Source organism: Bradyrhizobium zhengyangense (assembly GCF_022012555.1).
GTDB classification, from domain to species: domain Bacteria; phylum Pseudomonadota; class Alphaproteobacteria; order Rhizobiales; family Xanthobacteraceae; genus Bradyrhizobium; species Bradyrhizobium zhengyangense.
In genome coordinates, this window is the sequence record NZ_JAKLTZ010000002.1 from 471,302 (window position 1) to 487,009 (window position 15,708).

The 15,708-nt window shown below is 62.6% G+C and carries 11 protein-coding genes; 2 read left to right on the forward strand and 9 right to left on the reverse strand.

Annotated features, from left to right (window positions below; genetic code table 11):
• Positions 1-3: 3 nt before the first annotated feature.
• The 9 genes from L6639_RS07480 to urtA form a co-directional block, all read right to left on the reverse strand.
• Positions 4-3,129, reverse strand: a complete 3,126-nt coding sequence (locus tag L6639_RS07480) for an autotransporter outer membrane beta-barrel domain-containing protein (RefSeq protein ID WP_377818593.1) — start codon at positions 3,127-3,129, stop codon at positions 4-6.
• A gap of 242 nt (positions 3,130-3,371) precedes the next feature.
• Positions 3,372-4,412 (reverse strand): aliphatic amidase, encoded by a 1,041-nt coding sequence (locus tag L6639_RS07485; protein WP_237860336.1) that lies wholly within the window; start codon positions 4,410-4,412, stop codon positions 3,372-3,374.
• 99 nt (positions 4,413-4,511) lie between these two features.
• Complete coding sequence (locus L6639_RS07490) at positions 4,512-4,889, reverse strand: FmdB family zinc ribbon protein (protein WP_237860338.1); 378 nt, start codon at positions 4,887-4,889, stop codon at positions 4,512-4,514.
• An 87-nt stretch (positions 4,890-4,976) separates the two neighbouring features.
• Positions 4,977-6,206, reverse strand: coding sequence for a formamidase (gene fmdA / locus L6639_RS07495; RefSeq protein ID WP_237860340.1), 1,230 nt, complete (start codon positions 6,204-6,206; stop codon positions 4,977-4,979).
• Between the two features lie 27 nt (positions 6,207-6,233).
• Positions 6,234-6,923 carry an urea ABC transporter ATP-binding subunit UrtE gene (urtE, locus tag L6639_RS07500; RefSeq protein ID WP_237860342.1) on the reverse strand — a complete coding sequence of 230 codons (690 nt, stop codon included), beginning with the start codon at positions 6,921-6,923 and terminating at the stop codon, positions 6,234-6,236.
• Positions 6,924-6,935: 12 nt separating this feature from the next.
• Positions 6,936-7,691 carry an urea ABC transporter ATP-binding protein UrtD gene (gene urtD, locus L6639_RS07505; protein ID WP_237860344.1) on the reverse strand — a complete coding sequence of 252 codons (756 nt, stop codon included), beginning with the start codon at positions 7,689-7,691 and terminating at the stop codon, positions 6,936-6,938.
• 65 nt (positions 7,692-7,756) lie between these two features.
• Positions 7,757-8,899 carry an urea ABC transporter permease subunit UrtC gene (urtC, locus tag L6639_RS07510; RefSeq protein WP_237860345.1) on the reverse strand — a complete coding sequence of 381 codons (1,143 nt, stop codon included), beginning with the start codon at positions 8,897-8,899 and terminating at the stop codon, positions 7,757-7,759.
• Between the two features lie 18 nt (positions 8,900-8,917).
• Positions 8,918-9,844, reverse strand: coding sequence for an urea ABC transporter permease subunit UrtB (urtB, locus tag L6639_RS07515; protein ID WP_237860348.1), 927 nt, complete (start codon positions 9,842-9,844; stop codon positions 8,918-8,920).
• A 148-nt stretch (positions 9,845-9,992) separates the two neighbouring features.
• On the reverse strand, positions 9,993-11,252 hold the full coding sequence (gene urtA, locus L6639_RS07520; protein ID WP_237860351.1) for an urea ABC transporter substrate-binding protein: 1,260 nt from the start codon (positions 11,250-11,252) through the stop codon (positions 9,993-9,995).
• A gap of 167 nt (positions 11,253-11,419) precedes the next feature.
• Here urtA and L6639_RS07525 point away from each other — a divergent pair, with 167 nt between their 5' ends.
• Together L6639_RS07525 and L6639_RS07530 are read left to right on the forward strand one after the other, a co-directional pair.
• Entirely contained in the window at positions 11,420-14,791 is a 3,372-nt protein-coding gene (locus L6639_RS07525) for a hybrid sensor histidine kinase/response regulator (protein WP_237860353.1), read from the forward strand.
• Positions 14,775-15,701, forward strand: coding sequence for a response regulator (locus L6639_RS07530; RefSeq protein ID WP_237860355.1), 927 nt, complete (start codon positions 14,775-14,777; stop codon positions 15,699-15,701). Before L6639_RS07525 ends, L6639_RS07530 begins: the two co-directional genes overlap by 17 nt.
• Positions 15,702-15,708 lie beyond the last annotated feature (7 nt).

Consider the following 15,708-nt stretch of genomic DNA (forward strand, 5'->3'; position numbering starts at 1 on the left):
ACCTCACCAAGTGTAGCGCACGACGCCCTTGCCGGCATAGGAGCGCGTGACGTTCGAAAACTCGCCCTCGAAGGCTGCCGACGCGGACCAGCCGTTCATCCAGCTCATTTGCACCGACGCCGTCGTCAGCGCGGAGTCGCGAGCCTGCGCGGCGCCGTTCACGACGAAGGCCGAACCCGGCAGCGTCTGGAACACCGCACCGACCGTGCGATCCGGATTGAAATCATGTGCCCAGGCGGCGCGGCCGCGCAGCGTCACCACGGCTGCGGCAGTCGCAAAGGATTTGTCTGCGCGCAGGCCGAGCTCGGTGCGTGTGCTGGTCACGTCCTTGGCGGCGTAGTTGAGCGCAAACGTGTTGTTGCCGACCACGGCGAATTCCTGATAGCTCGGCAGGCTGAACATCGTGGCCTGGAGTGCAGCATAGGGCGTGAGCCCAATCCACGGCGTTGCCTGTCGATAGCCGCCCTCGATGCGGCCCGAAACGGCGTTAGCATTGAACTGCGCGCGCAACTGGTCGGTGCCGGCAGCGGTGACGATGCGGTTGGTCGTCACATCCTGCCAGCCATAGGCGAGTGCGGCCGTGATGTAAGCGGGCCCGGCATTGTGGCGAACGAAGGCACCGGCCTGGAACAGATCCGAGCGGCCCCAGCCGAGCCCGTTGACACCAAAGCCGGTGCCACCGCCGGCGAGCGCGAAGCCCGCAACCGTCGAGGGTGAGAAGCGATAATCAAAGCCGACCGCGGTGCCGTAGAGATTGCTGTTGGTGTTGTTGGAGCCGAGTGCGACACGACCATCAGTGGTCTGCGAGCCGCCGAAGCCGGCCGCCCAGACATCCCAGCGTTGCTGGAAAGTCGGCGGCGGCGCCTTGCGGTAAATCGAGGCAAAGGCATCACTCGGACGCTTGCCGGCCGCGGCATAAGCAGTCGCGCTCGTCTCGTTGGCATACGGTGTCGCGCCAGGTGTGCCGCTGCGGCCGGCGCTGAAGACATCGGTCAACAGGCCGATGAACTGGTTCATCGCATTGAACGTGGTTTGCTGAGAACCCGTCCCTGACTCGCCGGAGGCCTGCGTCAGATCCGTCGGTGAGAGATTCGCCAGCGCCAGGGGAAGGCTGCCGGTGCTGTCGAAGTAGTGCGTCAGGACATTGGCGACGGCCTGTTGATTGACGTTAAGGCCCGAGCCGTAGCTCAGCGAGAGATCCAGGAAGACGTTGTGGGGGTCGTTGCTCAGCGTCGCATGCAGGTTCGACGACAGGCCCGCAACGACCGGATTGAATGCGTCGGACAGCGTGCCTGCGTTCAGGATCGTGTAATGCTTCGCGATCGAGCCGGTCGGCACGACGACGACCGTTGCGCCGCCGAGCATCGCCGTTCCGGTCACGACCGCGATGCCATTGCTCGTGCCGGAGGCTTGCACCATGTAGCGCGAGGCCGACGTGAACGTGAGATCGCCGGACACCGAGAGCGTCCCAGTCGGATTGCCCGGCGCCAGCGTGCCGCCATTGACGCTGATCGTGCTGACCGTGCCGACACCACCGAACGTACCACCGGCCGCAATGCTCACATTGCCGTTGATGGTGCCGGCGAGCATCAGCGTGCCGCCGAGTACGTTCCAGTCCTGATTGCCGGTGCCGGTCAACGTCCAGGTCGAGCCGTCGACCTTGTTGAAGGTCGAAAAGCCGTCGTACTGGAGGCCGGCACCAATCAGGTCGAGGTTGAACGTATCCTTGCCGGTGCCACCGAGCTGAAATGTGTCAGTGCCGGCGGCGAGCGCCAGGCCGTTTATGACGCTGCCGGGGCCGAGGGTGAGTGTGTTCGGCTGGCAGCCGCAGAATTCGATTGCCGCGAAGCCAGTCGCGGCATTGATCGTTCCCGAGTTGAAGACGCTTCCCCCGCTTGTCACGCTGATGCCCACACCCGCGTCTCCAACGGAGATAGTGCCGGTGTTAACAATTGGATTGCCCGACATGAACACTATGATGCCAGTGCCCGACGCACCAACCGAGATGACGCCGCGGTTAGTGAAGATGCTGCCGTCGCCAAACAGCACGATGCCTTGGGAGCCGTCGCTTCCCGTAATCCGACCAGTGTTGGTCATGCTGGAGGACACGACGGAAAGAGTAATGCCAACGCCCCCGACGCCGACATTGATCACCCCGCTTTGAGTGATGAGCATACGACTGCCCTGCACGGACATGCCAGCCGAGTCGGCGGCGGTCGTGATCGTTCCGCTGTTGGTCACCTTCGCATCGTCACCGAGAGCGACAATGCCTGCGCCAAAACGCGCAGCGGTAATGCTGCCGGCATTGCTGACGGTTTCGGTATTGCCCTGCGCGAAGATGCCCACGGCGCGCTGACCGACGGAAATACTGCCGGTAGCGGTATTGATGACCGTGTTACCGTCACTGATCGCGAAAATGGCGCCGGAAAGTCCGCTCGATGCGCCGACCGTGACCGTGCCGGCATTGGTCACGGTCGAGCCGCCAAGGACGAAAATACCGAACGCATTGTTGAGGCCGGTGATCGTGCCGCTGGCCGCATTGGTGATCGTGTTGTTTACGCCCGCGAAAATACCCGAGGCTCGGGCTCCGACTGACAGCGAGCTGCTGTTGGTGACGACGTTGTTGTCCTGGATCCAGATCGCCGAGCCACCGTTACCCGTGGCGGCGATCGTTCCGTTGTTGGCGATAGTGTTGTTATCCAGCATCGAGACGCCGAGACTGTTGTCTAGCACCGTCGTGATGATGCTGTTGTTGGTCACGGTGTTGAAATTGCCGCCGTTGATGCCGGTGAGGCTCGAGCCCGCCAATACCGTTCCGTTGTTGGTTACAACGTTGGTATCGTTGACGTTGATCGACGCCGTACTGTTATCGTGCACGGTCGCGCCAGCCAGCACATTCACGGTCAGATTGGTGACACCGCCGCCGGCTGCAAAGCCGTTGGTATCGGTGCCGCTACAGGTGACCGTCTGACCGCTGGCCGCCGGGTCAGGCGCGCAGTCCGCCCGCGCCGATGTCGTCGACGCGAAGAGGCTGAACGCGAGCGCCAAGATTACCGATGCGCCAATGGACGACCTAGCGCCGACCCGGCGCAGCCGACCCTGCCGCCCCGATACCCCCGCGCCCCTCACGTCGCACTCCCCAGCAACAACATTTCCGCGGGGAAACGTAGGCCATGGGGAGGTTCCGCAATACTACGGCCAGACCAAATGCGTCGGTTTGGCGCACAACCGAGGCGGAATCTGACGGTTGTGTTGCAACCGCGCCACGGTTTTCGGAAGCTCGATCGAATCCCGCGCAAAGAGTCTGCTTGAGCGGCGCAGCCCGGATGTTGACGGCTGTCGACACGACTTGTCGCCGCAGCCCGCGGTCCCTAGTAATTGCTCGCCGCGGCCTCATTCGGGATGCCGTCGATGGGGCATTCGGCGGTGCCTGGCGTCGCGCGGGTCATGGCCTCGACCATGTCCCGCGTGCCTTCGGGATCGGCAATCCAGTTCTTGTAGAAATCATAGGGGCAGGCCGCGACGCCGCGCGGGCTGTCGCCGGAGTTGATCATGCCGGTGTAGCCGCGGTGGACCAGCTTGTAGAGATGGTTCTGCGACTGGCCATTGCGGCGCGCATCGCGGATCAGGTTTTTCGAAAGCTGGGCGTATTGGATGCCGTAATCCTCTTCACCGCACTCGCCGAGTGTGCGGCCATCGAAGCCGATGATCGCGGAATGGCCGAAGTATGAGTAGACGCCGTCAAAGCCTGCGGCGTTGGCGACCGCGACATAGACATTGTTGGCCCAGGCCATGGCCTTGGAGATCATCACCTGCTGCTCCTTGGCCGGATACATGTAGCCCTGGCAGCGCACGATCAGCTCCGCGCCCTTCATGGCGCAGTCGCGCCAGATCTCCGGATAATTGCCGTCGTCGCAAATGATCAGGCTGACCTTGAGGCCCTTCGGACCTTCGGAGACATAGGTACAATTGCCGGGATACCAGCCCTCGATCGGCACCCAGGGCATAATCTTGCGGTACTTCTGCACGATCTCACCCTTGTCGTTCATGAGGATAAGCGTGTTGTAGGGCGCCTTGTGCGGATGCTCCTCGTGGCGCTCGCCGGTCAGCGAGAACACGCCCCACACCTTCGCCTTGCGACAGGCTTCCGCGAAGATCTCGGTCTCCTCGCCCGGCACCACGGACGCCGTCTCGTACATCTCCTTGGAATCGTACATGATGCCTTGGGTCGAATATTCCGGGAAGATCACAAGATCCATGCCGGGCAGACCGACCTTCATGCCGACGATCATGTCGGCGATCTTGCGGGCGTTGTCGAGCACTTCGGCCTTGGTGTGCAGGCGAGGCATCTTGTAATTGACGACTGCGACGCCGACAGTGTCGTTGCTGCTGGAAATATCGCCGTGAAGCATGTTGGGCGCTCCTGTCTTTTTGTTGGTTTGAGGTCGTCGCGTGCGTTATTTGCGCATGATCTTGCCGGAAAACCGCTGCACGCTTTTCCGGATCATGCGTTAGTGGCTGATCATCCAGGGCCGCGCCGTCGGAAACCCCTTGGCGCCGCTCTTGCTCTGGGTCATCAGCCGCGCGGGCTTCTTCCGGTCCGTCCCGCTCTTGTCCTTCACGGTCTTGCCTGATGAGCAGCAACCGCAACCGGGACCGTGCGAGGTTTTGTATTGCGCCAGCGTCTGCGGCGCGTGCGAGCTGCGTTCGTTGACGGCATGCGCTTTGCGCTTGTCCGCCGGCATGCAGAAGAAATTCGGCGCGGTCAGGATAACGCGTGGCGCCATCGTCTCGCAATGCGGACAGCTTTGCGGATCGTCGCACTCTGCCATCGGGCGGAGATCCCTAAATGGCCCGCAATCGTCACAGAGATATTCATAGACCGGCATCTTGTGCCCCTTTGCGTTCCGTCGTGCGGAGACAGCCCCTTCACCCCAACCCTCTCCCCGTAAGAACGGGGAGAGGGAGCGCACCGGTTACTTGTCCGGCGAGATCGGCATCTGGATATCGCCGGTGATATGCTTGATGGGCCCGGCCGCCGACGGCATCACGTCGAAGTCGAAGATCTCGGTCGGCAGCCATAGCGTGGCGCAAGCATTGGGCACGTCGACCACGCCGGAGATGTGGCCCTGACACGGCGCGGTGCCGAGGATCGAATAGGCCTGCGCACCGGAGTAGCCGAACTTCTTGAGATACTCGATCGCGTTCAGGCAGGCCTGGCGATAAGCGATGTGGACGTCGAGATAATGCTGCTTGCCAGCCTCGTCGACCGAGATACCTTCGAAGATCAGATAGTCCTTGTAGTTCGGCGTGATCGGTGACGGCTTGAAGATCGGATTCTTGATGCCGTATTTCGACATTCCGTCCTTGATCACCTCGACCTTCAGATGCAGCCAGCCGGCCATCTCGATGGCGCCGCAGAAGGTGATCTCGCCGTCGCCTTGGCTGAAATGCAAATCGCCCATCGACAGACCCGCACCGGGCACATAGACCGGGAAGTAGATCTTCGAACCGCGCGAGAGATCCTTGATGTCGCAATTGCCGCCATGCTCGCGCGGCGGCACCGTGCGCGCGCCCTCCGCTCCGATCTTGGCTTTCACATCGCCCTTGGCACGTCCGCCGTGAGCGGTCGTGGCGAACGGCGGATTGGCGAGACCGGGCACGCGGGTCGGGTTGGTCGAGATCAACTCGGCCTCGCGCTTGTTCCAGGTCTCCAGCATCTTCGGATCGGGCAGACAGCCGATCAGGCCGGGATGGATCAGGCCTGCGAAATTGACGCCGGGCACATGGCGCGACGAAGTATAGAGCCCCTTGATGTCCCAGATCGACTTCTGCGCCAGCGGAAAATGATCCGTGAGGAAACCGCCGCCATTCTGCTTGGAGAAGAAGCCGTTGAAGCCCCAGAGGCTCTCCTTCATCGGACCGACATCGAGCAGGTCCACCACAAGGAGATCGCCGGGCTCGGCGCCCTTGACGCCGATCGGGCCGGAGAGGAAGTGCACGATCGACAGATCGATGTCGCGCACGTCGTCAGCGGAATCGTTGTTCTTGATGAAGCCGCCGGTCCAGTCATAGGTCTCGATGATGAAGTCGTCGCCGGGATTGACCCAGGCCACGATCGGGATATCGGGGTGCCAGCGATTGTGCACCATGTCATTTTCGTAAGCCGACTTGGTGAGATCGACCTTGATCAGTGTCTCTGGCATCGAGATGCTCCCCTTTGCTACGGTTGGTTAGACGGACAGATATTTCGAGACCTGCGCGGCATCGACGCTGTCGCGCGGATCGTCACGGACAATCGCGCCGTTCTCGATCACCAGCACGCGGTCGGCGATATCAAGCGCGAAGCTCAGGACCTGCTCGGACACGACGATCGACAGGCCCTTCTCGTCGCGGATGCGCTTGAGCGTCCGCGCCATGTCCTTGATGATCGACGGCTGGATGCCCTCGGTCGGCTCGTCCAGCAGCAGCACCTTCGGCTTGGTGGCGAGCGCGCGGGCGATCGCAAGCTGCTGCTGTTGTCCGCCCGAGAGATTGCCGCCGCGGCGACCCTCCATCTCCAGCAGCACCGGAAACAGCTCATAGATGTCGCTCGGCACCTCGGAGCCGCCGGAGACCACGAGACCGGTCTCGATGTTCTCCTTCACCGTCATGGTGGAGAAGATCATGCGGCCCTGCGGCACATAGGCGAGGCCCTTGGCGACGCGCTCGTAGCTCGGCAGGCCCCCAAGCTCGGCGCCGTCCATTGTCACTGAGCCGCTCTTGGCCGGCAGGATGCCCATCAGCGACTTCATCAGCGTGGTCTTGCCCATGCCGTTGCGGCCCATGATCGCAACGATCTCGTTGGGCGCGACCTTGACGTTGAGCCCATGCAGCACCTCGCTCTGGCCGTAGGCGACGTGAAGATCGGAAATTGCCAGCATCGTCACGCCTCCTTAATGGCCGAGATAGACTTCGATGACCTTGGGATCGTTCTGCACTTTCTCCATCGTCCCCTCCGAGAGGATCTGGCCCTGGTGCAGCACGGTGACCTTGTGCGCGATGTCCTCGACGAACTTCATGTCGTGCTCGATCACCAGCACCGATCGGTTCTTGATGATGCGATTGAGCAGCTCGGCCGTCTTGGCGCGCTCGGACACGCTCATGCCGGCCACCGGCTCGTCCAGCATCAGCAGATCCGGATCCTGGATCAGCAGCATGCCGATCTCGAGCCACTGCTTCTGGCCGTGGCTGAGCAGATCGGCGCTCTTGTTCAGCTTGTCCTTCAGGAAGATCATTTCCGCAACTTCGTGCACGCGGTCGCGCACGGCGGCGTCGCGGGTGAAGGTCAGTGCGCCGAACACCGAACGTCCGCGCGGATAGGAGATCTCCAGATTCTCGAACACGGTGAGATCGTCGTAAATTGACGGGTTCTGGAATTTGCGCCCCACCCCGGTCTTGACGATCTCGTTCTCCTTCATCCGCGTCAGCTCCTTGCCGCGGAACTGGATCGAGCCTGAGGTCGCTTTGGTCTTGCCGCAGATCAGATCGAGCACGGTGGTCTTGCCGGCACCGTTGGGGCCGATGATGACGCGGATCTCGTTTTCGTCGACGTAGAAAGAGAGATCGTTGACCGCCTTGAAGCCGTCGAACGACACGGTGAGGGCCTCGACCGCGAGCAGGAATTCCTTGGGCTGATGACCGACGAGCATGATCTATCTCCTCACTGCCAGCGTGGCATCGGCATCGTGATGACCGACGAGCATGATCTATCTCCTCACTCCGCGGGGGCGCTGTCGGCGACCGAGCTGTCGGTCCAGCCCTCAGGTTTCGGTTTGCGCGAGGCGATCAGACGATCGATGCGCGGCTGCACATAGTCGCCCCAGATCCCGGCAAGGCCATTCGGGAAGGCGAGCACCACGGCGATGAACAGGCCGCCGAGACCGAACAGCCACAATTCGGGGAAGGTTTCCGACAGGCTGGTCTTGGCGAAATTGACCAGCAGCGTGCCGTAGATCGCACCCAGGATCGACAACCGGCCACCGACAGCGGTGTAGATCACCATTTCGATCGAGGGCACGATGCCGACGAAGGACGGCGACATGAAGCCGACATTGAGGGCGAACATGGCGCCGCCGATCGCGGCGAAGACGGCGGCGATGCAGAAGGCGAAGATCTTGAAGTTCGCGACGCTGTAGCCGGAGAATCTGACGCGGTCCTCCTTCTCGCGCATCGCGACCAGGATGCGTCCGAGCTTGGAGTGCCGGACGAACTGCGCGATCATGATGCAGACGAACAGGCAACCGACCTCGAAGAAATACAGTACGATCTTGGCGTGGTCGGGCCTGATGTCCCAACCCTTCAGCGTGCGCAGGTCGGTCATGCCGTTGATGCCGCCGGTGTAGCCCTGCTGGCCCACGATCAGGATGGTGAGGATGGCCGCGACCGCCTGGGTGATGATCGCGAAGTATGTGCCGCCGACGCGGCGCTTGAACATCGCGGTGCCGATGATCAGGGCAAAAATGCCGGGCACCAGAATGATGGCGGCGATGGTCAAGGTGAGGCTGTGAAAGGGCTTCCAGAACAGCGGCAGCGCCGTGATCTGATTCCAGTCCATGAAATCAGGGATGCCCGGCGTCGACTGGATCTTGGTGTTCTCCACGCTCGATGCTTCGAGCTTGAGGAACATCGCCATGCAGTAGCCGCCGAGGCCGAAGAAGACGCCCTGGCCGAGGCTCAGGATGCCGCCATAGCCCCAGCAGATGACGAGACCGAGCGCGACGAAGGCGTAGGTCAGATACTTTGCGACCAGGTTGAGCCTGAAGACGTCGAGCGTGAGCGGCAGCACCACGACCAGGAACACCGCGAGCACCAGAATTCCGATCAGCTCAGATCGATTGAAGAACCTGTTGTCGGTCATTGCATCAGCCCCACATTCTCACTTGCGGACCTTGAGGGCGAACAGCCCCTGCGGCCGCAGCATCAGGATTCCGACAACGGCGAGCAGCGTCAGCACCTTGGCCATCGAGCCCGACATGAAGAACTCGAGGGTGGATTGCGTCTGCGAGATCGAGAAGGCCGAGGCAATGGTACCGACCAGGCTCGCGGCGCCGCCGAACACGACCACCAGGAATGTGTCGACGATGTAGAGCTGGCCCGAGGTCGGTCCGGTCGAGCCGATCATCGTGAAGGCGCTGCCGGCGACGCCGGCGATGCCGCAACCGAGACCGAAGGTGTAGCGGTCGACCTTTTCGGTGTTGATGCCGACCGCGCCGGCCATGATGCGGTTCTGCACCACGGCGCGCACCTGGCGGCCCCAGCGCGACTTGTACATGACATAGGCGACGGCGATGGTGATCAGCACCGTCAGGCACATCACGAAGACGCCGTTGATGGGGACTTCGATGCTGGAGGTCACCTGCAGCGAGCCGAGCATCCATTGCGGCAGCTCGACGCCGACCTCGCGCGCGCCGAATACGGAGCGATAGGCCTGCTGCAGCATCAGGCTGAGGCCCCAGGTCGCCAGCAGCGTGTCGAGCGGCCGCTTGTAGAGATGTCGTATCAGCACCCATTCCACCAGCATTCCCAGCGCGCCTGAGGCGAGGAAGGCGAGGATCATGGCGAGGAAGAAATAGCCGCCGAACAGACCAGGCATGTAGGTCTGGAACAGATTGGAGGTCATCCAGGTGACGTAGGCCCCCAGGATCATGAACTCGCCATGGGCCATGTTGATGACGCCCATCTGGCCGAAGATGATCGCAAGACCGAGCGCCATCAGCACGTAGACAGAGAACAGGATCAGCCCTGCAAAGCCCTGCATGACGAAGATGGAGCCAAGATCACCAAGCGAGTAGTCGCCGAACATCGATGTCCTCCGTCAGGGACTAGGGTCCCGCGTCGCGAGCAAATTCGCGACGCGGGGGTCTTGGGCATGGACTTGCAATCCACGCCAGGGAGCGGCTTGAGTTCGAGGGAAACTGCGGCGGTCGCCGCGCTTGTTACTGGTAGCTCTCTTATTGGTAGCCCTTGGGGAACGGATCCGGCTCGACGAGATCGGCGGTCTCGTAAATCAGCTCAAACTGGCCATCGAGCTTGGCGCGGCCCACGCGGGTTTTCGACCAGAGGTGATGATTCTCGTGGATGCGCACATAGCCTTCCGGCGCGCCCTTGAACTCGACGCCGGGTGAAGCCGCCGCGATCTTGTCGACGTCGAAGGAGCCGGCCTTCTCGACCGTCAACTTCCACAGCCAGGGGCCGAGATAGGCAGCCTGGGTGACGTCTCCGATCACGGTCTTTTCGCCCCACATCTTCTTGAACGCGGGCACGAAGGCCTTGTTGTTCGGATTGTCGAGCGACTGGAAGTACTTCATGCAGGCGTAAGCGCCAGCGATGTTCTCGCCGCCGATGCCGTCGATTTCGTCTTCGGTCACCGAGATCGTCAGCAGCGCCTGCTTGGCGAGGTCGATGCCGGCTGCCTTGAGCTGCTTGTAGAACGCGACGTTGGAGCCGCCGACGACGTCGGTGAAGATCACGTCGGGCTTGGTCAGCTTGATCTTGTTGATGACCGAGTTGAACTGGGTGTTGCCGAGCGGATAGTACTCCTCGCCGACGACCTTGCCCTTGAGCACGTTCTCGACGTGCTTGCGCGCGATCTTGTTCGATGTGCGCGGCCAGATGTAGTCGGAACCGATGAAGAAGAAGGTCTTCGCGCCCTTTTCCTTGGCGATCCAGTTCAGGCCGGCGAGGATCTGCTGGGTCGCTTCCTGGCCGGTGTAGATTACGTTCTTGGACTGCTCGAGACCTTCATAGAAGGTCGGATAGTAGAGCATGCCGTTGTACTGCTCGACCACCGGCAGCACCGCCTTGCGCGAGGCCGAGGTCCAACAGCCCATGATCGCCGCGACCTTGTCGTTGACGAGCAGCTTCTTCGCCTTCTCCGCGAAGGTCGGCCAGTCGCTGGCGCCGTCTTCCTGGATGAACTTGATCTTGCGCCCCAGAACGCCGCCGGCGGCGTTGATCTGCTCGATGGCGAGCTTTTCGGCCTCGATCGAGCCGGTTTCGGAAATCGCCATCGTGCCGGTAGCCGAATGTAGGATGCCGACCGTGACCTCAGTATCGGTAACCGCGAGACCGGTGGTGTTGACCGCCGAAGTCGCCGGGGCCTGCGCAAACGACGTCCGCGGCAGCATCGTGATGGCCGGGACGGCCGCCATTCCCATCAATAGTTTGCGCCGGAGCGGCGACAACAAGCCCTTGTTGGTTTCGTCTGACATGAGCACCCCACTGTTTGTTCGAGGACACGCGATTGGTGTCGTGAGGATGGCTCGAATTTGTGCACCGCAAGGATACGCAAGATCGCGTATATTGCACCGCAAAATGCCGACGTAGGCTTCTGGTACGGGATTTGCGAGGGATCCGGCGGGTTCGGGAGTGGAGTTAAGTGGCAGGGCGGCAGCGAATAGACCGCGTCAGGCGCCAGTACAATCAATGGGTCGCCAACCAGACGCTGGAAGACTACGCGCTGCGCTTCACCGCCAAGAGCGCGCGACGCTGGTCCGCCGCGCGCGTTGCCAACACCGCCATCGGCGCGATTTCCTTCCTGGTGCTGGAGGCGATCGGCGGCACCATAACCCTCAACTACGGCGTGACCAACGCCGCATCTGCAATTCTCGTCGTCTCCGTCATCATCTTCTGCTGCGGCGTTCCGATTGCCTATTATGCCGCCAAATGCGGCATCGACATTGACCTGCTCACGCGCGGCGCCGGCTTCGGCTATATCGGCTCGACCGTCACCTCGCTGATCTACGCCTCCTTCACCTTCATCTTCTTTGCCATCGAGGCCGTGATCCTGGCCACCGCGCTGGAGATGTGCCTCGGGATCCCCCGCCCGATCGGCTACCTCATCAGCGCCATTGCGATCATCCCGCTGGTGACCTACGGCATCACGCTGATCAGCCGCTTCCAGCTCTGGACGCAGCCGCTCTGGGTCGTGTTGCACATCCTGCCCTTTGCCGCGATCGCCTGGGCGAGCCCGCATTCTTTCACTGAATGGCACAAATTCGCCGGCGAGCATGGCGATCTCGGCGGCCATTTCGATCTGTTGCTGTTCGGCGTTGCGTCTTCCGTCGTATTCTCGCTGGTGGCGCAGATCGGCGAGCAGGTCGACTTCCTGCGATTTCTGCCGCGCGACCGTCGTACCTCCAAGGCGTCGTGGTGGATCGCGTTGATGAGCGCGGGGCCTGGCTGGATCGTGCTCGGCGCGCTGAAACTGCTTGCGGGCTCGTTCCTCGCCTTCTTTGCGCTCAGCCACGGCGTGCCGCCCGAGGAGGCCGCCGAGCCCGCGCATATGTATCTCGTGGCATTTCGCTACGTCCTCTCAGATCCGGACCTTGCACTGGCGCTGACCGGCTTCTTCGTGGTGCTGTCGCAGATCAAGATCAACGTCACCAATGCCTATGCCGGCTCGATCGCCTGGTCGAACTTCTTCTCACGGCTGACGCACAGCCATCCCGGACGCGTGGTCTGGCTGGTGTTCAACGTGATGGTCGCGCTTCTGCTGATGGAGATCGGCGTCTACAAGGCGCTGGAGCAGACGCTCGCGCTCTACTCCAACGTTGCGATTGCCTGGGTCGGCGCGCTGGTGTCGGATCTCGTCATCAACAAGCCGCTTGGCCTGCGTCCGCCGCAGATGGAGTTCAAGCGCGCGCATCTCTACGACATCAATCCTGTCGGCGTCGGCGCGATGACGCTCGCGATCATCGTCTCGATCGCGGCGTTCTACGGCCTGTTCGGCCCGACCATGAAGGCGCTCGCTGCCTTCGTCGCGCTGACGGTGGCCTTCGTCACCGCGCCCGTGATCGCCTGGCTGACGGACGGAAAATTCTACATCGCGCGCAAGCCGAAACGGAGCTGGGCCAATATCGAGGCGATCCAGTGCTGTATTTGCGAGCACAGCTTTGAGCCTGAGGATACCACCTCATGTCCGGCCTATGCTGGCCCGATCTGCTCGCTGTGCTGCTCGCTCGATGCCCGCTGCCACGATCTCTGCAAGCCGCACGGACGCGCGCAGGTGCAGTTCTCCGAGGCGCTCAGCAAGATCCTGCCGCAGCCGATCTATCAGCGCATCAACTCCCAGTTCGGCCACTATATCGGCGTGTTCGTGGTCTCCGCCGGCCTCGTCGCACTGGTGCTCGGGCTGATCTATCTCCAGACGTCGGCGAGCGTGCATGGCGAGAACGCACTCGTCTCCAACGTGTTGTGGAAGGTGTTCTTCTCGCTCAGCATCATCATCGGCGTGGTCGCCTGGCTGTTCGTGCTGGCGCAGCAGAGCCGCCGCGCGGCGGAGGCCGAGACGCGGCGGCAGACCGCGCTCCTCATCCAGGAAATCGACGCGCACAAGCGCACCGACGCCGAGCTCCAGCGCGCCAAGGAGGTCGCCGAATCCGCCAACCTCGCCAAGAGCCGGTATGTGGTGGGACTGAGCCACGAGTTGCGCTCGCCGCTGAACGCGATCAGCGGCTATGCGCAACTCCTCGAGCAGGACGCGACACTGAATACCAAGCCGCGCGACCAGGTCCGCGTGGTCCGCCGCAGCGCCGACCATCTCTCCGGCCTGATCGACGGCATTCTGGATATTTCCAAGATCGAGGCCGGCAGACTTTACCTTTCCCGCGACGAAGTCCGCTTGAGCGAATTCCTCGATCAGCTCGTCGGCATGTTTCGTCTCCAGGCCGGCGCCAAGGGCATCGACTTCCTGTTCCGGCGTCCGGCGACACTGCCGACAGTGGTCTATGCTGACGAGAAGCGGCTGCGCCAGGTGCTGATCAACCTCCTCTCCAACGCCATCAAATTCACCCAGACCGGCAGCGTCCAGTTCGTCGTGCACTACCGCAGCCCGGTCGCCGAATTCGAGGTGATCGATACCGGTCCCGGTATCCAGGGCGACGATCTCGAACGCATCTTCGCGCCGTTCGAGCGTGGCGCGCTGGGCGTCTCGCAGCCGCAGACCGGCACCGGACTGGGTCTCACCATCAGCCGGCTGCTCGCCGGCGTGATGGGCGGCGACATCAAGGTCGCCAGCACCGTCGGCCGCGGCAGCACGTTCAAGGTGAAGATGCTGCTGTCGGAGGTCACCAATCCCAGGCGCATTGCGCCGGTGGAGGCGCCGGTCTCGGGCTATCACGGCGCGCGCAAGACCATCCTCATCACCGACGACGATCCTGTTCATCGCGATCTCCTGCGCGAGGTGCTGACGCCGCTCGGCTTCATCCTGCTGAGCGCCGCCGACGGTCCCGGCTGCCTCGCGCTGGCGCAGCATTGCCGGCCCGACCTGTTCCTGCTCGACATCTCCATGCCTGCCATGGACGGCTGGACGGTGGCGGAACAGCTGCGCGCAGCAGGCCATCACCAGGCCCGCATCCTGATGGTGTCGGCAAGCGCGCTGGAGGCGCACGGCGCACCGCTCGCACAGCCGTTCCACGATGGCTATCTGATGAAGCCGATCGACATTCCGCGATTGCTGGAGACCATCCGGCAGTTGCTCAGGATCGAATGGCAATACGGCTCCGATGAGACCGTCGTACCGCTGTGGCGGCCGGAGAGCGGCTCGCGGCCGCCGGTCAGGCACATCGAGGCGCTGATCGGGCTCGGCCAGATCGGCTACGTCAAAGCTATCCAGCTCAAGCTGGACGAGATCGGCAGCGAGCACCCGGAGCATGCCGACTTCGTCGCTGAAATGAGATCACTGGTCGATCGCTTCGACCTCGACCAATACATGACAACATTGAAAACCCTGCATGCTTATGAGCATTGAGCCGAAAAAGCGCGACGTCGCGCTCGTTGTCGACGACTCGCCGGAGACGCTGAGGCTGCTGACCGATGCGCTCGACGGCGCCGGGATGACGGTGATGGTGGCGCTCGACGGCGCCAGCGCGATGCGCATCGTCGACCAGATCACGCCCGACATCGTGCTGCTCGACGCCGTGATGCCCGGCATGGACGGGTTTGAGACCTGCCGGCGGCTCAAGCGCGACGCCGGCCTTGCCAATGTCCCCGTGATCTTCATGACCGGCCTTGCCGAAACCGAGCACATCGTGCGCGGACTGGAAGCCGGCGGCGTCGACTACGTGACCAAACCGATCGTGATCGAGGAGATGCTGGCGCGCATCCGCGTCCATCTCGGCAATGCGCGCCTGACCCAGAGCGCGCGCGCCGCGCTCGACGTGTCCGGCCGCTTCCTGTTCGCGGTCAACCGCCAGGGCCACATTCTCTGGGCAACGCCGCAGGCGCAAAAGCTGCTGGCCGACCACCACGGCGTGCAGACCGATGACTTCGTCCTGCCGCCGTCGCTGCTGCAATGGCTGGAACAGGCGAAAGGCAAGGGCAGCGCGAAGTCGCAGGCCGCGTCCCTGCCCGACAATCCGCAGCTCCGCTTCTACTACATGGGCGAGACGGCGCCGAACGAGTTTCTGCTGCGGCTGTCCAAGGAAGCCGGCACTGCGCTGCCGCCAGAGTTTTCGAGCGAGCTCGGCCTCACCACGCGCGAGGGTGAGGTGCTGGCCTGGCTCAGCAAGGGCAAGACCAACCGCGACATCGCGCAAATTTTGGGATTGAGCCCGCGTACCGTCGACAAGCATCTGGAGCAGATTTACGCCAAGCTGGGCGTGGAGAACCGGACGGCAGCCGCGGCGATCGCGACGAATGCGACGCGGAGGAATTCGTAGCCGTGGT

Bases quoted from the DNA above. Each gene is read 5' to 3' on its own strand.
- urtD (WP_237860344.1), bottom strand. From the start codon at position 7,691: ATGCTCGTCGGTCATCAGCCCAAGGAATTCCTGCTCGCGGTCGAGGCC.
- fmdA (WP_237860340.1), bottom strand. From the start codon at position 6,206: ATGCCAGAGACACTGATCAAGGTCGATCTCACCAAGTCGGCTTACGAA.
- urtA (WP_237860351.1), bottom strand. From the start codon at position 11,252: ATGTCAGACGAAACCAACAAGGGCTTGTTGTCGCCGCTCCGGCGCAAA.
- L6639_RS07530 (WP_237860355.1), top strand. From the start codon at position 14,775: ATGCTTATGAGCATTGAGCCGAAAAAGCGCGACGTCGCGCTCGTTGTC.
- urtB (WP_237860348.1), bottom strand. From the start codon at position 9,844: ATGTTCGGCGACTACTCGCTTGGTGATCTTGGCTCCATCTTCGTCATG.
- L6639_RS07490 (WP_237860338.1), bottom strand. From the start codon at position 4,889: ATGCCGGTCTATGAATATCTCTGTGACGATTGCGGGCCATTTAGGGAT.
- urtE (WP_237860342.1), bottom strand. From the start codon at position 6,923: ATGCTGGCAATTTCCGATCTTCACGTCGCCTACGGCCAGAGCGAGGTG.
- L6639_RS07485 (WP_237860336.1), bottom strand. From the start codon at position 4,412: ATGCTTCACGGCGATATTTCCAGCAGCAACGACACTGTCGGCGTCGCA.
- urtC (WP_237860345.1), bottom strand. From the start codon at position 8,899: ATGACCGACAACAGGTTCTTCAATCGATCTGAGCTGATCGGAATTCTG.